Origin of the sequence: Stappia sp. 28M-7, from assembly GCF_014252955.1 — a bacterium.
Classification (GTDB): domain Bacteria; phylum Pseudomonadota; class Alphaproteobacteria; order Rhizobiales; family Stappiaceae; genus Stappia.
Map to the genome: position 1 here is coordinate 2,503,454 of NZ_JACMIA010000001.1, position 18,958 is coordinate 2,522,411.

Annotated in this window: 17 protein-coding genes; 3 read left to right on the plus strand and 14 right to left on the minus strand. The window is 67.1% G+C overall.

Going from position 1 to position 18,958, the window contains the following annotated elements:
• Positions 1-42: 42 nt before the first annotated feature.
• The 6 genes from H7H34_RS10975 to yajC all read right to left on the minus strand — a co-directional run bounded on the left by H7H34_RS10975 (position 43) and on the right by yajC (position 6,515).
• On the minus strand, positions 43-1,950 hold the full coding sequence (locus H7H34_RS10975; RefSeq protein WP_185925213.1) for a mechanosensitive ion channel family protein: 1,908 nt from the start codon (positions 1,948-1,950) through the stop codon (positions 43-45).
• Positions 1,951-2,118: 168 nt separating this feature from the next.
• The gene (locus H7H34_RS10980) at positions 2,119-2,997 is read right to left on the minus strand and encodes a phytoene/squalene synthase family protein (protein WP_120267868.1); all 879 of its coding nucleotides are present in this window, start codon (positions 2,995-2,997) and stop codon (positions 2,119-2,121) included.
• Between the two features lie 82 nt (positions 2,998-3,079).
• Positions 3,080-3,478, minus strand: coding sequence for an Mth938-like domain-containing protein (locus tag H7H34_RS10985; protein ID WP_120267867.1), 399 nt, complete (start codon positions 3,476-3,478; stop codon positions 3,080-3,082).
• Between the two features lie 23 nt (positions 3,479-3,501).
• Complete coding sequence (gene secF, locus H7H34_RS23440; RefSeq protein ID WP_185925214.1) at positions 3,502-4,473, minus strand: protein translocase subunit SecF; 972 nt, start codon at positions 4,471-4,473, stop codon at positions 3,502-3,504.
• Positions 4,474-4,491: 18 nt separating this feature from the next.
• On the minus strand, positions 4,492-6,102 hold the full coding sequence (gene secD / locus H7H34_RS23445; RefSeq protein WP_120267865.1) for a protein translocase subunit SecD: 1,611 nt from the start codon (positions 6,100-6,102) through the stop codon (positions 4,492-4,494).
• Between the two features lie 77 nt (positions 6,103-6,179).
• Positions 6,180-6,515 (minus strand): preprotein translocase subunit YajC, encoded by a 336-nt coding sequence (yajC, locus tag H7H34_RS11000; RefSeq protein ID WP_120268354.1) that lies wholly within the window; start codon positions 6,513-6,515, stop codon positions 6,180-6,182.
• Positions 6,516-6,769: 254 nt separating this feature from the next.
• On the opposite strand from yajC, the gene H7H34_RS11005 reads away from it, so the two are divergent.
• Positions 6,770-7,666 (plus strand): ATP-binding protein, encoded by an 897-nt coding sequence (locus H7H34_RS11005; protein ID WP_120267864.1) that lies wholly within the window; start codon positions 6,770-6,772, stop codon positions 7,664-7,666.
• A gap of 132 nt (positions 7,667-7,798) precedes the next feature.
• Positions 7,799-8,833, plus strand: coding sequence for an alpha/beta hydrolase family protein (locus H7H34_RS11010; protein ID WP_209006354.1), 1,035 nt, complete (start codon positions 7,799-7,801; stop codon positions 8,831-8,833).
• 31 nt (positions 8,834-8,864) lie between these two features.
• Here H7H34_RS11010 and H7H34_RS11015 read toward each other — a convergent pair whose 3' ends face one another.
• The 5 genes from H7H34_RS11015 to H7H34_RS11035 form a co-directional block, all read right to left on the minus strand.
• Entirely contained in the window at positions 8,865-9,398 is a 534-nt protein-coding gene (locus tag H7H34_RS11015) for a DUF2155 domain-containing protein (RefSeq protein WP_067215300.1), read from the minus strand.
• A gap of 28 nt (positions 9,399-9,426) precedes the next feature.
• Positions 9,427-12,270 carry a valine--tRNA ligase gene (locus H7H34_RS11020; RefSeq protein ID WP_185925216.1) on the minus strand — a complete coding sequence of 948 codons (2,844 nt, stop codon included), beginning with the start codon at positions 12,268-12,270 and terminating at the stop codon, positions 9,427-9,429.
• Positions 12,271-12,413: 143 nt separating this feature from the next.
• Positions 12,414-13,061 (minus strand): DUF2497 domain-containing protein, encoded by a 648-nt coding sequence (locus H7H34_RS11025; protein WP_305792121.1) that lies wholly within the window; start codon positions 13,059-13,061, stop codon positions 12,414-12,416.
• A gap of 314 nt (positions 13,062-13,375) precedes the next feature.
• A complete protein-coding gene (locus H7H34_RS11030; protein ID WP_371811384.1) occupies positions 13,376-14,758 on the minus strand; it encodes a TolC family outer membrane protein in 1,383 nt (460 codons plus the stop codon).
• 399 nt (positions 14,759-15,157) lie between these two features.
• A complete protein-coding gene (locus tag H7H34_RS11035) occupies positions 15,158-15,820 on the minus strand; it encodes a protein-L-isoaspartate O-methyltransferase family protein (RefSeq protein WP_120267859.1) in 663 nt (220 codons plus the stop codon).
• Positions 15,821-16,133: 313 nt separating this feature from the next.
• Here H7H34_RS11035 and H7H34_RS11040 point away from each other — a divergent pair, with 313 nt between their 5' ends.
• Complete coding sequence (locus tag H7H34_RS11040) at positions 16,134-16,478, plus strand: hypothetical protein (protein WP_185925218.1); 345 nt, start codon at positions 16,134-16,136, stop codon at positions 16,476-16,478.
• Here the strand turns inward: H7H34_RS11040 and H7H34_RS11045 are convergent.
• The 3 genes from H7H34_RS11045 to H7H34_RS11055 form a co-directional block, all read right to left on the minus strand.
• Positions 16,424-16,693, minus strand: coding sequence for a DUF1467 family protein (locus H7H34_RS11045; RefSeq protein WP_120267857.1), 270 nt, complete (start codon positions 16,691-16,693; stop codon positions 16,424-16,426). The two genes, H7H34_RS11040 and H7H34_RS11045, sit on opposite strands and share 55 nt — an antisense overlap.
• A gap of 49 nt (positions 16,694-16,742) precedes the next feature.
• Complete coding sequence (mce, locus tag H7H34_RS11050) at positions 16,743-17,147, minus strand: methylmalonyl-CoA epimerase (protein WP_185925219.1); 405 nt, start codon at positions 17,145-17,147, stop codon at positions 16,743-16,745.
• Between the two features lie 106 nt (positions 17,148-17,253).
• Complete coding sequence (locus tag H7H34_RS11055) at positions 17,254-18,951, minus strand: ribonuclease J (RefSeq protein WP_120267855.1); 1,698 nt, start codon at positions 18,949-18,951, stop codon at positions 17,254-17,256.
• Positions 18,952-18,958: the final 7 nt, after the last annotated feature.

Here is an 18,958-nt window from a genome sequence, read left to right on the forward strand (position 1 = left end):
GCCGCGCACAAACAAGGCATGTAGTACCAGACCGGCGGCCGCTCAGGCCGCCGGGGCGGCCTGCATGCTGTCCTGCGCCGCCGGATCGCCCGAACGCGCCTCGGCCTTGGGCAGCCCGCCGTCGCGGCCGAAATAGGTCGTCGTCGAGGGGAATGCGAAATCGGAGCCGTGCGCCCGCACGATGGTGCCGATCTCGACCAGCAGCTCTTCCTGGATCGTGAGGAACTCGACCCGGTCGGCCGTCGAGATGTAGGTGAACAGCTCGATATCGAGCGAATAGGCGCCGAAGCCCACGAACGAGACCCGCAGCGCCACCTGGTCCATCACCCTCGGATGCCCCATCAGGTAGCTGCGGATCGCATCGATCACGGCAAGCATCGCCGTGGATTCGGTCTCGTAGCGCAGGCCGAGCGTGTGGCGGAACAGCAGACGGTCCCGCCGGCTGAAGTTGACGATCTTGCGCCTGGCGAGATCGGAGTTCGAGACCGTGATCAGCGTGCGGTCGAGCGCGCGAATGCGCGTGGAGCGGATGCCGATGGCCTCGACGGTGCCGGCAAGTCCCTCGAACTCGCAATATTCCCCCACCCGCACCATCCGGTCGGCATAGAGGATGACGCCGCCGATGAGGTTTTCCAGCGTCGGCTGGGCGGCAAGCGCAACGGCCAGGCCGCCAACGCCGAGGCCGGCGATAACGCCGTAGACCGGAATGCCGATCCGGGTGGCGCCATAGCCGAGCAGTACGACGGCGAGCGCGAAGCCGACCAAGCGGAAGGCCGAGAGCAGCAGGCTGGAATCGAGGCTTGCGGCCGGCACGGCCGGGTTCTTCATCACCCAGCTCGCCAGCAGATCGACGGACTGATAGGCGAACCAGGCGACACTCGCCCACTGCAACGCCTCGCAGACGGCGCCGACGACGATCATCGGGTCGCCGGTGATGTTCACCTGAACCTCGGCCAGATACCGGAAGGCGAGCGCCGTCAGGAACAGGCAGAGCGGATGCTGCATCCGCCGCAGGCGGCGGCGCACGTCGGAGAGAGGCACCGCCCGCCAGCGGTTCCAGCGCTGCAGCCCGAGCGGAACGGAAACGGCTACGGCAACAAGCAGCGCCAGCGCGATCCACTGCCAGACAGCCTGGTTGCCGAACTGGCCGCGAAGCCAGTCCGGCCCGGCAAGAATGAGATCGTACCAGCGCGGCGCCACGAGAGTGCCGGGCGTGTAGATGTAATAGGCATAAAGGTCCTCACCAGAATCCGAGCGCGAGGGAAACAGCTTGACCGCCTCGTAGTCCTCGGGGATCCGGGCAACCGTCTGGCGGGAGACAAGGTAGCGGACCTCGCCCTTCTCGGTCCCCACCTGGGCGATGACGAGATCCGTGCCGGGCAGCGTCCAGCGGGCCGGCAGGTTGGCGGCCTCCTGTGCATCCAGGAAAGTGCCCGCCGCCTCTCCCGGAACGTTGTCGAGATCGGGCAGATAGATGCGGTCCAGGATCTCCTGGAACTGGAGCGTGATTTCCACGGCGGTGCTCGCACGCGCCGTCTGCGGGATATCCGAAAGGTCGAAGACCTCGCCCGCCTTGTCGATGAACATCCGCACGACGGCGAGCTGCCGGTGCTGCTGTTCGGAGAGGAAGAAGTTGCCGCTGCCCTGGAAATCGTCGCGCACTTCGATCCAGAGCCGGCTGGCCTCGTGCATGAGCAGGAGGAAACTCTCCAGCGCAGCGCGCGGGCTGGATGTGTCCGGCGGGGCGATGGGATAGTCGCGGAACAGGCGCTGGAGATCGGGAATGCGGCTCCTGATCTCGCTCTCCACCTCCAGGGAGGAGCTCTCGCCGGCCTCGCTCGGAGCGCCCTGCTGCTGCAGCGGGGCCTGCTGCGCCGGGGTTTGAAGCCCGGCATCCTGTGCCCCTGCAGGACCGGCAAGCGGCCCCACGACGACCAGCAGAAGCGCCAAGGCGCCAAGCCAGGCAAACCGGCGTCCGCATGCCGACCGAAATCCGTCTGTACCGCTTCGCAAAATATTGTCCCCGCCCAAGCCGGCTGCCGCCGATTTCCGAACCCGGCGGAGAGCCTGGAGGAGAAAGCTGAAGTCGATGTTAAGGGCGCCGGGCGCCGACCAGCCCTAGCCGATGGAGGTGCGGCTGCCCTTGCACGCGCGGCGCCACGAGCGCCACAGGATCCAGTGCTTGGCCAGCGGCGACAGATCGACCACCGAGTTGAGCGGATCCTCGCCGCGCCGCTCGATACGCGACAGCAGCGGCTCGGCCAGACACACCGGCAGGAAGGCGGGGATCGCCTCGCGCGGCAACTCGGCAATGCGCTCGCGCAGGGCGCCGAGATGCTGGCGGGCGATGGCGACCAGATCGGCGACGGCCGCCTTGAGCTCCGGTGTCGCCTCGCCCGCGAACACGCGCTCGCGGTCGACGCCATGCGCGTCGAGCAGGTCCCCCGGCAGGTAGAGCTGGCGGCGGCGGGCATGCCAGGGCAGCGCGCGCAAAAGGCCGGTGATGGCATAGGCGACGCCCGCATGGCCGGCCGCCTCCGCCGTGCCCGGATCGCGCCCCTGGCACAGGATCATCGCGGCCAGCTGGATCAGCACCGACGAGGTTTCCCCCGCATAGCCTTCCAGATCGCCGAGCGTCGGCATCGGATCGTCGTAGAGATCGAAGACCCGCGCATCGATCAGGTTGATGAAGGGTGCGAGCGGCAGGGAATTGGCGGCAATGGTCTGCCGGATGGCGCCCGCGACCGGATGCTGGTCGACATCGGCGCCCGCCGGCGCCTCCAGCGTGTCCCGCCACCACTGGAAGCGGATCTCGCCGGGCATGGGATCGGAGACGATCTCGCGCGCCCGCGCGATCTCCATGTTGAACGCATAGAGCGCGGCAAGCCCGTCCCGCGACGCTCCACCGGTGTAGAGCAGCGACAGGTAACGGTCGAAGTCGAACTTGCGCACGAGGGAGAGGCAATGGCCGTCCCCCGTGCCATCCTTGGCCCACATTCAGGGACACCTAGCGCGCGAACGGGAAATGGGGAGGCCGGAACCGGCAGAAGATAGCAGAACGGCAGCCGGCCGGAGCCGGTCAGTCGACCGCAAGCAGGACCGCGGCAACCGCCCGGTCCTCGGAAAGAAGCACATTGTAGGTCCTGACTGCCGCGCCGGTGGACATCGGATCGGCCATGATGCCGGCTTCCCGCACGGCCGCGCGCAGGTCGGCGGTCAGCGGCACGAGATCCGCCCCGGTGCCGACCAGCAGCACCTCGATATCCGCGACCTCCTGGAAGACGCGCTCCAGCGCCTGCCGGTCGAGCTGCTTCGGCGGCAGGTCGGCAAAGCCGTATATGCCGCTGGGAACGCACAGGATCGAGCCGCGATGCGACATGCCGGCAAAGCGGAAGCCGCCATTGCCATAGGCCTCGATGGGAGCCCGGCCGGGAAAATGCGCGTCGCGAATGACGATGCCCTGTCCACGGCCGGCCATGTGCGGAACTCCCTCGCCTGCGGTCAGGCGGAGGCGGCGGAGCCGCCCGCCGAGGTCTTGCCCTCGCCGCCGTCCGGCGTATCCCCGCCCTCGCCGGCGACGCTCGTCGGACGCAGGTTCAGCAGGATCAGGAACGGCGCGGCCAGGAAGACCGACGAATAGGTGCCGATAACGACGCCGAAGATCATCGCCAGCGTGAACGAGCGGATCACCTCGCCGCCGAAGAAGTACAGCGCAGCGAGCGCCAGCAGCGTGGTCAGCGAGGTCATCACGGTACGCGACAGCATCTCGTTGATCGAGCGGTCGAGGAGTTCGGGCAGCGGCTGCTTCTTGTACTTGCGCAGGTTCTCGCGCACCCGGTCGTAGACGACGACCGTGTCGTTCAGCGAATAGCCGATGATCGTCAGGATGGCCGCGATGCTCGACAGCGAGAAGTCGAGCTGCAGCACCACGAACAATCCTATCGTGACGACGATGTCGTTGATCGTCGTCAGGATCGCGCCGACGGCGAAATGCCACTCGAAGCGGAACCAGATGTAGAACAGGATGACGAGCAGCGAGGCGACGACGGCGATCAGGCCGGCCTGGGCGAGTTCGCCGGACACGCGCGGACCGACGACCTCGACGCGGCGGAACTCGACGCTCTCGGCGAAGCTCTCGCGCACCAGCGACACGACCGCCTGCTGCGCCATCTCGCCGCCTTCCGGCTGCTGTACGCGCACCAGGACCTCATCCGGGCCGCCGAACTGCTGCACCTGGACGTCGCCGAGGTTGAGCGTACCGAGCTGGGTGCGGATCGAGGCGATGTCGGCGGGCGATTCCATCGTCTTCATCTCGAAAACGGTGCCGCCGCGGAAGTCGATGCCGAAGTTCAGGCCGACCGAGAAGAACAGCGCGATCGAGGCGAGGAACATGACCGCCGACAGCGGATAGGACACCGTCCTGAACCGCATGAAGGCGATGTGGGTGTTTTCCGGGACAATCTTCAAGAGCATGGTCTTTTCTCCCGGCGCTCAGAGCGTCAGTTTGCTCGGGCGCTTCCAGCGCACCCACAAGGACACGAGCAGGCGCGACACCGTGAAGGCCGAGAAGACCGTCGTGAAGATGCCGATGGCCAGCGTCACGGCGAAGCCGCGGATCGGGCCGGAGCCGAGCTGGAAGAGGATGAGCGCCGCAATGAGCGTCGTGATGTTGGCGTCGAGGATGGTCCCCAGCGCCCGCGAATAGCCCGCGTCGATGGCGCTGATGGCGGACCGGCCGGCCCGCAATTCCTCGCGGATACGCTCGAAGATGAGCACGTTGGCGTCGACCGCCATGCCGATGGTCAGCACGATGCCGGCGATGCCGGGCAGCGTCAGCGTCGCCTGCAGCGTGGTCAGGGCGCCGAAGATCATCACGATGTTCGTCACCAGCGCGATGTCAGCGATGACGCCGAAGCGGCCATAGGCGAGGATCATGAAGACGATCACCAGCGCGCCGCCGATGAGCGCGGCGATGCGGCCGGCATCGACCGAATCCTGGCCGAGGCCCGGACCGATGGAGCGTTCCTCCACCACCGACAGCTTGGCCGGCAGGGCGCCGGCCCGCAGCAGGACGGCGAGGTCGTTGGCGCTCTCGACGGTGAAGTTGCCGGAAATCTGGCCCGAACCGCCGGTGATCGGCTCGCGGATGACCGGCGCCGAGATCACCTCGTTGTCGAGCACGATGGCGAAGGGCCGGCCGACATTGCGCTGCGTGGCGACCGAGAAGGTGCGCGCGCCAGAGGTGTTGAAGCGGAAATTGACCACCGGCTCGTTGTTGCGCGAATCGAAGGTCACCTGCGCGTCCACCAGGTCCTCGCCCGACAGAAGCGGAGCTTCCTCGAGGAGATACGGGAACGGCGGATCGTCCATCGAGTACATGACGACGGTCCCGACCGGCGGGCGGCTCTGCAGCGCCTGCTCCGGCGACATCGACTGGTCGACCATGTGGAAGGTCAGCTGCGCGGTCTGGCCGATCAGCTCCTTCAGGCGCTGGGGATCGCCCTCGCCCGGCGCTTCCACGAGGATGCGGTCCTCGCCCTGGCGCTGGATGCTCGGCTCCGTCGTTCCGAACTCGTCGAGACGCAGTCGAATCACCTCGATCGACTGCTGCACGATGGTGCTGATGCGCTGCGTCAGCCCGTCCTCGGTATAGGTGAAGCGCACCAGGCCGTCGTCGGCCACGTCGATGGCGAACTCGTTGACGGTCTGGCCGCCGAACAGGTTGGTCACCAGCGGGTTGGTCAGCTCGCTCAGCCGGGTGCGGGCATCGGCCAGTCGAGCGGTGTCGCGGATGCGCACCTGCACGCCGTTGCCCTGCACGCCGAGGCCCGTATAGCCGATGCGCGGCTCGTCACGCAGCTTCTGGCGAATGTCGCCTTCCAGCGTCTTCAGCCGCTTCTGCACATAGTCGGCGCGGTCCACCTCGTAGAGGAGATAGGCGCCGCCCTGAAGGTCCAGACCCAGGACGATCTGGCGGGAGGGCAACCAGTCGGGCAACGCGCGCAATGCCGCAGGCGACAGGAAGTTCGGCAGGGTGGTGAGCGCCCCGGCGAGAATGACGAGGACGATCAGCGTGACCTTCCAGCGTGCGAAATAGAGCATGACGTTGCCGTTTCTGGTGTTACGGCGGGCCGCCCGATGACGCCCCGCCGAACTGGGAAAAGGTTAGACCCGAAAGGTCAGCCGTTGTCCTTGACGGGCTCGGACTTGGACCGGACTTCCGTGATCATGCTGCGCACAGCGCGCACCTTGAGCCCTTCGGCGAGTTCCAGCTGCACTTCGCCGTCGTCCACCACCTTGGAGACCTTGCCGATCAGCCCGCCGGCGGTCACGACCGTGTCGCCGCGGCGCAGGTTCGAGACCATCTCCTGGTGCTGCTTCATGCGCTGGCGCTGCGGACGGATGATCAGGAAATACATGATCACGAAGATCAGAACGAACGGCAGCAGCGACATCAGAATATCGGTCGAGCCGGCGCCGCCGGCTCCCTGCGCATAGGCGGGCGAAATCAGCATGTACATCTCCCTTAGCCGCCCGTGTATCGCGTTTTCGCGATCACTCCACGAGGCCGGCTCCTGAATGAAAGTCGCGCGGACTATACAAGTCGCGCCGGTCTTTGCAAGACGAACCGAGCGGTTCGCGGCCAGCTTCCGCCGGTGTTTTCCCGGCTTTGGCGCGGCCTTCGACCGTGCTAGGAAATCCTCCCGCACTTCTGCTGCCGGACATCTTGACCCGGCGGCCCCCATCACAAAAGACCCACGGCACAGATATGGATCCCGCACAGCAGTACAAGACCCAGGTCGACCAACTGGCCAGCCGCCTCGACACGTTGATCGAGCTGATCTCCCGCGCGGTGCCGCCGGCCCGCCCCGCCCCGGACTTCACCGCCGCCGACGCCTTCGTCTGGCAGGCCGACACGGGCTCGCTCGAGCCGGTGGAGAAGGTGAACCGGGTGGATATCGGCCTGCTGCAGGGCGTCGACCGGGCGCGCGATCAACTGGTCGACAACACGATGCGCTTCGCCAGCGGCTTTGCCGCCAACAACGTCCTGCTGTGGGGCGCGCGCGGCATGGGCAAGTCGTCGCTGGTCAAGGCGACCCACGCCCATGTCAACGCCGAACTGGCGCGCCGCGGCGTGCCCGAGCGGCTGAAACTGATCGAGATCCACCGCGAGGACATCGAGAGCCTGCCGGCCTTGATGAAGCTGGTGAAGGCCGGCGGCCACCGCACCATCGTCTATTGCGACGATCTCAGCTTCGACAGCGGCGATGCCTCCTACAAGTCGCTGAAGGCAGCGCTCGACGGCGGCATCGAGGGCCGGCCCGACGCGGTGCTGTTCTACGCCACCTCCAACCGCCGCCACCTGTTGCCGCGCGACATGATCGAGAACGAGCGCTCGACCGCGATCAATCCGGGCGAAGCCGTGGAGGAAAAGGTCTCCCTCTCCGACCGTTTCGGCCTGTGGCTCGGCTTCCACAAGTGCAGCCAGGACGAGTTCCTGGCGATGATCGACGGCTATGTGACGCATTACGGCCTCGACTACGACCCGGCGACCTTGCGGGCCGAGGCGCTAGAATGGTCGACCACCCGCGGCAGCCGCTCGGGCCGCGTCGCCTTCCAGTTCATCCAGGACCTGGCCGGCCGGCTGGGCCGCAGCCTCGCCTGACGGCAGCCTTGCGCAAAACCGCAGGTTGAACAGAAGTCATCCCGTCCCCACCTGCCCGACACGGACGGCGGAACCAATGGGGACGGGATGCAAAAGCCGGCAAGAACGAACCGCAGGCGCATCGTGGTCGCGATGCTTGCCCTTCTCGCCCTCGTGGCCGCTGGCCTCGCCCTCGTTTCGGGCCTTTCGGACTTCGATCTGGACGGGCGCAGCCAGCGGGAGCTGACGTTCACGAGTGCCGGCGCAACGCTGTCCGGAACCCTGGTCCTGCCGGACGGCGCGGGAGAGCGCCCGCAGGCGGTGGCCCTGCTGGTGCATGGCGACGGGCCGCAGGACCGCTGGTCGAACGGCGGCTATCTCCCCCTGATCAACGCGCTGCTCGATCGTGGCATCGCCGTCTACACCTGGGACAAGCCGGGCACCGGCTCCAGCACCGGCGACTGGCTGGACCAGTCGATGCCGGACCGCAGCGAGGAAGCCCGCGCCGCCTTTGCGGCGGTCGCGCAGACGCTGCCGCAGGCGCGCGGGCGCATCGGCTTTCTCGGCTTCTCGCAGGCAGGATGGGTGCTGCCGGCCTTGGCCGCGCAAGACGGCCCCAAACCGGCGTTCTTCGTGCTGGTGGGCGGGGCGGTCAGCTGGCAGCGGCAGGGCGACTATTTCACCGCGCGCCGGCTGGAGGCCGAAGGACGCACGCCGGAAGAGATCGCGCAGCAGCTAATCGAGACCGAACGGAGCGAGGAAGAGATGTTCTCCGCCCTCACCGCCGGCACACTACCCGAGGCCGAGGCCGCAAGAGCGATGAGCATGACGGCGGAGCGTCTCGCGTTCATCCGGCGCAACCGCCATGCGGACGCGAGCGACGCCATCGCGCAAGTGGATGCGCCGTTTTTGGCCGTGTGGGGAAATGAGGACCTCAATGTCGACCCGCAGGCGAATGCGGGCGACTACAGGCGGCTGCTTCCCCCCTCGCCGCACCACCGCGTGGAGGTGCTGCCCGGCTCGACGCACGGGCTGCTTAAGGCAAGCCTTTTCGGCTACCAGCTCGCCGACCAGATGCCCTGGTACGCCAAGGGCGCCTTCCTTCTGCTCGGCCGAAAGGCCTATGCGGACCGCGCCATTCCCCTCATCGGTGACTGGATCGAAGAGAGGGTGAAAGGCGCAAGCTGAGGCCCCTGAGGCCTTCGTCCGCGCCCTTCCCTCACATCGGCGGCTTGAGCCGCGGAAGCACCTGTTCGGGGCCGAGCTCCGGCTTGGTGCCGGCCAACGGATCCTCGCCGGCCGCCGCCTCCGCCGAGATCGGCGGGCCGCTGTAGTTGGGCGGCGGGGCAACGGTGGAGGACTGCTTGCAGTCGGTCAGCCACACGTCATAGACGGCGTGCTCGACCGCATGCAGGCCAGGGCTCGCCGCAAACATCCACCCGGTGAAGATCCGCCGAACCTCGTTGTTCAGCGTGATCTCGTCCACCTCGACGAAGGCCGTCGTCTGCGGCGCCTCGGTCTCGGGCCGGGTGTTGCACTCGCGCGGGGTCACCTGCAGCGCGCCGAACTGCACCGTCTCGCCGATATAGACATCGAAGCTGATGATGCGGCCAGTGATCTTGTCGAGGCCCGAGAACACGGCGACCGGGTTCTCGATCTTTTCGGCAAGGGCCGGCGACAGGCCCGTCATCAGCACCATCGCCGCGCCCGCCACACCGGGCAGGAAGCTTCGCAACTCCGCAGCCAGCTTCATCCGCACTTCCCTCGCTCAGCTTGCCGGATCACGCATGCGACAGATCGGCAAGACGCTTGCGCGCATCGACCACCTTGTCGCGCAACTCGACGAGTTCCGCCCGCTTTTCCTGTTCCGCGACAACGATCTCTTCCGGCGCCTTGGCGACGAAAGCCGGATTGCCGAGCTTCTTGTCGATCCGGGCGATCTCGCCGTCCAGCCTGGCTTCTTCCTTGGCAAGCCGGGCCGCCTCGGCACCAAGATCGATGAAATCGGCAAGAGGAAGGCAGAAAACCGCCTCTCCACTGACAATCTGCACCGAACCGCGCGGCGGGGCATCGGCAAGCGAAACGCTCTCGGCCCGTGCCAGCCGCAGGATCGCCGCCTCGTGGGTGGCAAGCCGCTGGCGGGTGACCTCGTTGGCGCCGGTGACGACCAGCGGCACGCGGGCGCCGGCCGGCACGTTCATCTCCGCCCGCACCGAGCGGATCGAGGTGATCAGGTCCACCAGCCAGTTGATCTCGGAGGCCGAGGACTGGTCGCCGCCGGCGGAAACCGGCCAGCGGGTGTGGACGAGCAGCCGCTCGCGGGTGGCCTCGGCGTCGCCCTCGACGGCACGCGCCCACAGCTCCTCGGTCATGAACGGCATGAACGGGTGCAGGACCTTGAGGACCTCGTCGAGAACCCAGGCGGCCGTGGCGCGGGTTTCCTCGCGCGCATCCTCGCTGCCCTCGCCGAAGATCGGCTTGGCCAGTTCCAGATACCAGTCGCAATAGGTGTTCCAGACGAAGCGATAGGCCGCGCCCGCCGCCTCGTTGAAGCGGAAGCCCTCGAGCGCCTCGGTCACCTCGGCGATGCAGCGCCCGGTCTCGGTGACGATCCAGCGGTTGACCGTCTCGCGCACCGCGACCGGATCGAAGCCGGCGGGACGCTTGCCGCCGTTCATCTCCACGAAGCGGGCAGCGTTCCACAGCTTGGTGACGAAGTTGCGGTAGCCGGCAACGCGGCCAGTCGCCAGCTTGATGTCGCGGCCCTGCGCCGCCATCGCCGCCAGCGTGAAGCGCAGCGCATCGGCACCGTACTCGTCGATCAGAGCGAGCGGGTCGATGACGTTGCCCTTCGACTTCGACATCTTCTGGCCCCTCTCGTCGCGGACCAGGGCATGGATGTAGACCGTGTGGAAGGGCTCGGTCTTCATGTAGTGATCGCCGAGCATCATCATCCGGGCGACCCAGAAGAAGATGATGTCGAAGCCGGTGATCAGCACGCTCGTCGGGTAGTAGTTGGCCAGTTCCGGCGTCTTGTCCGGCCAGCCGAGCGTGGAGAACGGCCACAGCGCCGAGGAGAACCACGTGTCGAGCACGTCCTCGTCGCGGTAGAGCGCGACCGCGCCCTCCCCGCCGGCATCCCAGCGGGCAAGCGCCGCTTCCATGTCGATCACCTCGACATCGCGGGCATAGTGGCTGCGCGCGGCCGCCATCGCCTCGTCCTCGCTGCGCTCGACGAAGATCTTGCCGTCCGGGCCGTACCAGGCCGGGATGCGGTGCCCCCACCACAGCTGGCGCGAGATGCACCAGGGCTGGATGTTCTCCATCCACTCGTAATAGGTCTTGTCCCAGTTGCGCGGGACGAAGTTGGTCCGCCCCTCGCGCACGCTGGCGATCGCCGGCTGGGCCAGCGTCTTGGCATCGACATACCACTGGTCGGTCAGGAGCGGCTCGATCGGCACGCCGCCGCGGTCGCCATGCGGGACCATGTGCGTGTGCGGCTCGATCCGGTCGAGCAGGCCAAGCTCCTCCATGCGCGCAACCAGACGCTTGCGCACGTCGAAGCGGTCGCAGCCCTCGTAGGCCGAGATCGTCTCGGACAGCTCGGCGCTTTGCGCGACGCCCTCCAGGAACTCCGGGTTCTCGGCAAGGCGGACCTTCGCCTCGCGGTCGAGGACGGAGATCATCGGCAGGTCGTGGCGGCGGCCGACCTCGAAGTCGTTGAAGTCATGCGCCGGGGTGATCTTGACCGCGCCCGAGCCGGCATCCGGATCGGCATAGTCGTCGGCGACGATGGGAATGCGGCGGCCGACCAGCGGCAGCACCACATGCTTGCCGATCAGGCCCTTGTAGCGCGGGTCCTCCGGGTTCACGGCAACCGCCGTGTCGCCGAGCATGGTCTCCGGCCGGGTCGTGGCGACGGTGATGTAGTCGCGCGTCTCGAACTCTGTCGGGTTGCCATCCTCGTCCCAGGCGACCGGCGCCTGGAACGTCTCCCCGCCTTCCAGCGGATAGCGGAAGTGCCAGAGATTGCCCTTGATCTCGATCTGCTCGACCTCGAGGTCCGAGATCGCGGTCAGCAGCTTCGGGTCCCAGTTGACCAGCCGCTTGTCCTTGTAGATCAGCCCCTCGCTGTAGAGACCGACGAAAACCTCCAGCACGGCGCGGGACAGGCCCTCGTCCATGGTGAAACGCTCGCGCGACCAGTCGCACGAGGCCCCCAGCCGCTTGAGCTGGTTGATGATCATGCCGCCGGATTCGGCCTTCCAGTCCCACACGCGCTCGACGAAGGCCTCGCGGCCCATATCGCGGCGGCCCGGCTCCTGGCGCTCGGCCAGCTGGCGCTCGACGACCATCTGCGTGGCGATGCCGGCATGGTCCATGCCCGGCTGCCACAGCACGTCGCGCCCGCGCATGCGCTCGAAGCGGATGAGAATGTCCTGCAGCGTGTTGTTGAGCGCGTGGCCCATGTGCAGGGAGCCCGTCACGTTGGGCGGCGGGATGACGATCGAATAGGACGCTGCGCCCGGCTCGGCGCCGGCTCCCGCCTTGAAGGCATCCGCCTCGTCCCAGGTCTTGGCGATCCTGGGTTCGACTGTGGCAGCGTCGTAGGTCTTGTCGAGCATCGGTTTTCCCGGGGATTTGAGAACTGATCGCGTGGTTACTCGCTGGCGCGGCGCCAAGTCAACCATCGCGCGGCGGCAGGGGCGCCGCCGGAAACGAAAACGCCGCCCGGTGGGCGGCGTTTCGAGCGGTCAGGGACGCGGCGTCAACGCCCGCGCGATACCCGCTCGATCTCCTGGCGTACGAGCCGCTCGACCAGCGGCGGTAGGTTCTCGTCGAGCCAGCCCTTCAGCATCGGCCGCAGCATCTCCTTGACGAGATCCTCCAGCGTACGCGCGTTGTTGGACAGGATGGTTCCGGCAAGATTATGGAAGGCCGCCTGAACCGCCTGGTTGGCATCCGGCGACAAAAGGTCGTCGCCCTCCGGCGCAGCCGAAGCACGGGGTGCCGCACGCGGGGCGGCCTTGGGCGCCGGTGCCGGATCGGGCTCCTGATCGACGAAGGCGACGTCGCCCGCTTCGTCTTCATCGGTTCCCAGTCCCTCGACCATGTCGAAGGCGTCGATCTCGTCATCGGCCTCGACGGCCTGGTCCTCGGTCAGCTCCAGCACGTCGTCGGTATCGACGTCGATGTCGGCCTCGGCCTCCATCTCGACCTTCGCGGACACAGGCTCCTCGATCTCGACCTCGATGTCGTCGTCGCCGGCGGAATCGAACAGCTTGTCGAGATCGTCCTGGGACATCTCCTCGCCGGCGGCAGGCATCGCCTCCTCCGGCTCGGCTGCCGCCTTTCCGCCTGCGGGCGTATCTTCATCGGAGATGATCCGGCGGATGGACGCCAGGATTTCTTCCATTGAAGGTTCTTGAGCTTGACTGGCGTTAGCCATACCGATCCCCGCACTCGAAAACTCTGCGTCCGGCGTCGAGGCCGGAAAGCTTCTGACCGTCTGCAGCCCTTGGCGGAACTACCGAGTCGATCACGGAAAACTATAACGTGTTAAGCCGCTGGGGGAAACGCACCACCGCGCCGCGATGACCCAAGCCGACCCGAACGGGCCAACAATTCCCCGATTCGGGCTGTTTTGCACGAAAAACCGCCCCTGAACCCTCAGGAGCGGCCTTTCAAGTTGCAGTCGAGGCCGAACGGGCAGCGCCCGTCCGCCTGCGCTCAGCGGCCGTCCGGCGTCTTCAGACCGTACCAGCTGTTGCGCACCTTCTTGTAATGCGCGGTCTCGTCGTAGCGGGCCACGGCAAGGCCGATCTGATCGGAGGTCAGGCGTCCGATGGCCGAAATCAGGGTGTAGGCGGCAACCGTGCGGTTGCGCTGCGCGCTGATCAGGCTGACGCGGCTGTTGACCAGGTCGAACTGGGCGTTGAGCACGTCCAGCGTGGTGCGCTGGCCAACGCGCTGTTCCTCGATGACACCTTCCAGCGCCAGCTGGTTGGCGGAAACGGCATCCTCGCCGGCCTGGATCGAGGCCAGCGCCGCCTGGTACTGGCCCCAGGCCGAGACGACATTGGCGCGGATCTGGTCGCGCGCCACGTCGAGCTGGATCTGGGTCTGGCCGAGTTCTTCCTTCGCCTGACGCACGCGGGACGACACCGCGCCGCCCTGATAGAGCGGGATCGACACGCGGCCGAAGATGCTGGCGCTGTCCACCGTGTCGGTGTTCCGCGAGGACGGCGGGCGCCACTGGCGCTGCAGGTCGGCCTCGACGGTGACGGTCGGCAGCAGTTCGCCCTCGATGGTCTTGACGCCGAACGTGCCGGCATCGACGAGATGCTGTGCCGCAAGAATCGACGGATGGTTGGCCGCGCTGAGGTTCAGCGCCTCATCCAGCGAGCGCGGCATCCGGCCGTAGATCGAGGTGCGTGCGGACAGGGACTTCGGGTCCGCGCCCACCACCTGGCGATAGATGGCCCGCGCGGTGTTCACGTTGGCCATCGCCAGGTTGAGGTCCGACTGGGCCTCCGAGTAGCGCGCCCGTGCCTGCGAGACGTCGGTCCGCGTGCCCTCGCCCACCTCGAAGCGATCCTGCGCGGCGCGCACCTGCTCCGAAAGGAAGGCAAGGCTGCTGCGCCGCAGCGAGACGATGGCCGTGGTGCTGATCACGTCCATATAGGCGGTCGCGGCATCCAGCATCACCGACTGCTCGGTCGCCCGCAGGCTCTCGCGCTCGGCCCGAACCACGGCCTCGGCCTGGCGAACCGAGTTCACCGTGCGGAAGCCGCGGAAGAGCGCCTGCGACAGCGACAGGCCGACCGAGGCCGTGTTGCCGTAGTTCGAACGACCCGGATCGGTCCTGGAATATTGCGAGCCCACATCGATGCGGCCGAAGATCTGCGGGCGCCAGCCCGACAGAGCCTGCGGCACCGACTCATTCACCGAGCGCAGCGCCGCGCGGGCCGCGTTCAGCGTGGGATTGTCGGAATAGGCCTGCGCCAGCGCCTGGTCGATAGACTGCGCGCGTCCCGTCGCGGGCACGCCAGCGACCGCCACCGCAAGCGCGGTCGCAAAGAGCCATGAACCCGTCCGCTTCACCTTGAACACCCCTGTACAACTCCGGAGCAGCCGCGACGGCAGAATCACCGGCGGCCGACTTCTGTTTGACGCGGGTCCCTGTGACCCATGATCCTGCCTGTGCGGATCTGCGGTTTTCCGGTCCGCCCCAGGGGCGCCCGCCGCTTTTTGATCCTCGGAAAGCGCTGCAGTCTTGGCCGCTGCGCCATGCCGGTTGCCCGCCCTCCGTCGGACAGTCCACGGCATGCGTACTGTTATCCCCCACCGGTCGCGACACAACCTTTCAAAGGTAACGGCGCTCGCATTCGGGAGGGGCTGCGACCTCTCGGCAACACCTGTGTCCGAAAGTCACGTCGCGGAACATGAAAAGGGCCGCGCAGACACTCGTCCGGCGCGGCCCTGAACCTTGCAAAAAACCTTGGAAAACCGTCAGAAGACGAATTCCTTCGGGCGCTCGAAGCCCGGCAGCAGATGCGCCGCCGCGTTGAACGCGAAGCGCCCGGAAACCGCATCGCCCGAGCGCACGTAGAGCTCGGCCTGACCTGCCCCGCCAAGACCGCGCACGACGACCAGCCGGCCGCCGTCCTTGAGCTGCGCGGTCAGCGTCGACGGCAGCTCCTCGACGGCGCCATCGACGAAGATCACGTCATAGGGACCTTCCGACGCCCCGCCCTTGGCGAGATCGCCCTCGATCACGGCCGCGTTCTCGATGCCGAGTTCCACCAGCAGCTCGGAAGCGGCCGCAGCGATCTGCGCATCCGACTCGATGCCGACGACCGATCCGGCCAGCCGCGCGAACACCGCGACGCTGTAGCCGGTGCCGCAGCCCACGCAAAGAACCACCTCGCCCGGCTTGACGGAGGCCAGCTGCACCAGCTTGCCGAAGACATGCGGCTTCATCAGGTAGCGGCTGGTCTCGCCGCCGGCCACAAGGATGTCCTGGTCGCTATAGGCGATGCAGCGCTTGGAGGTCGGCACGAACCGCTCGCGCGGCACGCTTTCCATCGCGTCCAGCACCCTCAGGTCCGTGACGTCGTTGGTCCGCAGCTGGTTGTCCACCATGTGGGTGCGGACCTGCTCGTAATCGCCCATTGCACGCCTCTTTGCATTCTTGCGCCGGTCCGGCAGCATCCGGCCCGGCCTCGCGCCGGCCCGCCGCAGCGGACCTGCAAACCCTCATCCGGTTCCTTACCGGGGTCCGGCCCGCCTGACAAGCCGCACGCACGCGCAAGAGCTTGCAAGGCCCGCACTGCGAGATAACGATGCAATCACGGCGTGCATTCGAGGATGGCAACGGGGGTGGACGGTATGGCAGGCTGTTTCCAATGCAACCACGCAAGATCCCGGTGAAACAACGTCACCGGCGACGCGTCGTTGCGGCACCAGCCCGCCGAGGGAGTGCGTAATGCTGTTTGGCGATCCGAATGACAAGACGCCCGCCCAGTCGGGCTGGTCTGTCGACTGGCGCTTCGACCAGCTCCTGATGAAGCTGGGACGCTACGACCAGATGCCGCTGGCGCGCGGACTTGCCGGGCGCCGGTTCGGTTGCGACGACCTGTCTCTCCTCACCGGAGAGCAGAAGGCGCAATTCATCTCCGACTGCGAGCAGGAGCTGGCGATCGCCATCGCCCTGGACGGACCTGCGAAGGAGGGCCGGACGGGCAAGCGCCTGTCGCGCCTGCGTCCCCGCCGCCGTCAGCGGCTGCTGGGCGGCTTCAGGGGCAGGTCGTCGAGGGTCAGCCCGGAATAGACCTTCAGCCAGTAGACCCCGGCAAAGACCACCGCCGCCACCACGGTGGTGATCAAGGCCTTCTTCAGCAGCTGCGGCCGCTGGGGCGCGCTGGATTCGGTGCCCGGAACCACCTCCCCGCCTTCTTCCTGCGTTACCACGCCGATCGGCAGGATCGCGAAGAGGATGATCCACCAGATGACGAAATAGATCGCGAGCGAGGAGACCAGAGACACCGCTTTGCCTTTTTAACGAGAACGTTGCACGCAGGTGGACGGCAGGTCGTCAGACCTGCTCCAGCTCCACCAGGGTGCCGTTGAAATCCTTCGGGTGCAGGAACAGCACCGGCTTGCCATGCGCGCCGATCTTCGGCTCGCCCGTTCCCAGCACCCTCGCCCCCTTTTCCACCAGCCGGTCGCGGGCGGCGAGAATATCGTCCACCTCGTAGCAGACATGATGGATGCCGCCGGAGGGATTGCGCTCCAGGAAGGCATTGATCGGCGAATTCTCGCCGAGCGCTTCCAGCAGCTCGATCTTGGTGTTGGGCAGCTCGATGAAGACGACGGTGACGCCATGGTCCGGCTCGGGCTGCGGCTGCGAAACCCGCGCCCCCAGCGTATCGCGATAGGTCGCCGTCGCAGCCTCAAGGTCCGGCACGGCGATGGCCACATGGTTCAGGCGTCCGATCATCAGCTTCCCTCCACAAGAGACGACGGCCGGGCCGCAGCGCCCGGCCCGCCCGTCATGACGCAACAGTCATGACGCATGGCGAGCGCGCCCGCCACCCGTCAATTGGTCACACGCGCTGGACCAGCGCCTCGGTCAGAGGCTTTTTGCCCCAGCAATCGCGCACGGCCGCACGCGCCGCGCGGCGGGCCGCCTCGGCGACGACGTCGTCGTCCTTGCGCCGGTTCTTGGGAATGCTTTCCAGCGCGGAGATCACCTCGTCGATGACGATGTCCTCCAGATCGTCGCCCTCGCGGTCGGTTTCCGGCAGGCCGAAAAGCGACGCCATCGGCTCTCCGATCAGTGCGCCCTTGGCGTCGATGACGACGCACACGGTGACCGCGCCGGCGAAGGAGAGCTTGCGCCGCTCGTTGACGCCCATCTCTTCCAGATCGCCGTAGAGCAACCCGTCCTTGACGGTGATGCCGGTCGGCACCTCGTCGACCACCGTCAGCTTGCCCGTCCCCAGCCGCACCACGTCGCCGTTGCGGGCGATCAGCGTGTCCTTGATGCCGTGGCGCACCGCAAGGTCGCGATGCGCCTTCAGGTGCATTGCCTCGCCATGAGCGGGGATCAGCGCCTTCGGCTTCACCAGCTCGTAAAGCTGCACCAGCTCGTCCTGGCGCGGGTGGCCCGACACATGCACGAGTGCGTCGCGGTCGGTGACGATCTCGACCTCGGACTCGGCCAGCTTGTTGATGATGCTGCCGACCGCCTTCTCGTTGCCGGGGATCGTTCGGGAGGAAAAGATCACCATGTCGCCCTTCGACAGCGCGACATTGCGGTGGTCGCCGGACGCGATGCGCGCCAGCGCCGCCCTCTCCTCGCCCTGGCTGCCGGTCAGCAGCAACACCACGCGCTCCGGCGGCAGGTAGCCATAGGCATCCTCGGACAGGAACGCGGGAAGGTCGTCGAGATAGCCGAGCTCGCGGGCGACCTCGATGGTCCGCTGCATGGAACGGCCCATCACCACCACATCGCGCTCGGCCTCCTGCGCAGCCAGAGCGACCGAGCGGATACGTGCCACGTTGGAGGCGAAGGTGGTCACCGCGACGCGGCGCTTGGCCTTGCGGATGACCTTGGCGAGCCCGGTGGAAACGTCCGCCTCGCTGGGGCTGGAGCCCTCGCGCGGGGCATTGGTGCTGTCGCAGATCAGGGCGAGGACGCCCTCGTCGCCGATCTCGGCCAGGCGCTGGGTGTCGATCGGCTTGCCGATGCCAGGCGTGGGGTCGATCTTCCAGTCGCCCGAATGCAGCACCGTGCCGGCCGGGCTGCGGATCGCCAGCGCACACGGCTCGGGGATCGAATGCGACATGGCGACGAACTCGACCTCGAACGGGCCGATCTCGACGCGCGCGCCCTGCTCCACCACCGTGACCGGGATCTTGCCGACGCCCGGCTCGCCGGCGGCCTTGGCCTCCAGCAGCGCCGCCGTGAACGGCGTCATGTAGAGCGGCGCCTTGAGCCGCGGCCACAGATGCACGATGGCGCCGTAATGATCCTCGTGCGCGTGGGTGATGACGATGCCGTCGAGCCGGTCTAGCTCTTCCTCGATGAAACGGATGTCGGGAACGACGATGTCGACGCCGGGAAGGTCCGGCCCGGCGAAGGTCACGCCGCAATCGACCATCAGCCAGCGGCGATCATGCTCCGGGCCGTAGCCGTAGAGCGCCATGTTCATGCCGATCTCGCCGAGGCCGCCGAGCGCGACGAACACGAGCTCGTTCTCGCCCGTGCCCTTGCCGCCGGCTCTTTTTCTGGTGGCCATTGAATGC

Excerpts from the sequence above, each read along its gene's own strand:
- H7H34_RS11020 (WP_185925216.1), bottom strand. The coding sequence starts at position 12,270 with ATGCTCGACAAGACCTACGACGCTGCCACAGTCGAACCCAGGATCGCC.
- mce (WP_185925219.1), bottom strand. The coding sequence starts at position 17,147 with ATGATCGGACGCCTGAACCATGTGGCCATCGCCGTGCCGGACCTTGAG.
- H7H34_RS11035 (WP_120267859.1), bottom strand. The coding sequence starts at position 15,820 with ATGGGCGATTACGAGCAGGTCCGCACCCACATGGTGGACAACCAGCTG.
- H7H34_RS11005 (WP_120267864.1), top strand. The coding sequence starts at position 6,770 with ATGGATCCCGCACAGCAGTACAAGACCCAGGTCGACCAACTGGCCAGC.
- H7H34_RS11040 (WP_185925218.1), top strand. The coding sequence starts at position 16,134 with ATGCTGTTTGGCGATCCGAATGACAAGACGCCCGCCCAGTCGGGCTGG.
- H7H34_RS11010 (WP_209006354.1), top strand. The coding sequence starts at position 7,799 with ATGCTTGCCCTTCTCGCCCTCGTGGCCGCTGGCCTCGCCCTCGTTTCG.
- secF (WP_185925214.1), bottom strand. The coding sequence starts at position 4,473 with ATGCTCTTGAAGATTGTCCCGGAAAACACCCACATCGCCTTCATGCGG.
- secD (WP_120267865.1), bottom strand. The coding sequence starts at position 6,102 with ATGCTCTATTTCGCACGCTGGAAGGTCACGCTGATCGTCCTCGTCATT.
- H7H34_RS11055 (WP_120267855.1), bottom strand. The coding sequence starts at position 18,951 with ATGGCCACCAGAAAAAGAGCCGGCGGCAAGGGCACGGGCGAGAACGAG.
- H7H34_RS11025 (WP_305792121.1), bottom strand. The coding sequence starts at position 13,061 with ATGGAAGAAATCCTGGCGTCCATCCGCCGGATCATCTCCGATGAAGAT.
- yajC (WP_120268354.1), bottom strand. The coding sequence starts at position 6,515 with ATGCTGATTTCGCCCGCCTATGCGCAGGGAGCCGGCGGCGCCGGCTCG.
- H7H34_RS10985 (WP_120267867.1), bottom strand. The coding sequence starts at position 3,478 with ATGGCCGGCCGTGGACAGGGCATCGTCATTCGCGACGCGCATTTTCCC.
- H7H34_RS10980 (WP_120267868.1), bottom strand. The coding sequence starts at position 2,997 with ATGTGGGCCAAGGATGGCACGGGGGACGGCCATTGCCTCTCCCTCGTG.
- H7H34_RS11015 (WP_067215300.1), bottom strand. The coding sequence starts at position 9,398 with ATGAAGCTGGCTGCGGAGTTGCGAAGCTTCCTGCCCGGTGTGGCGGGC.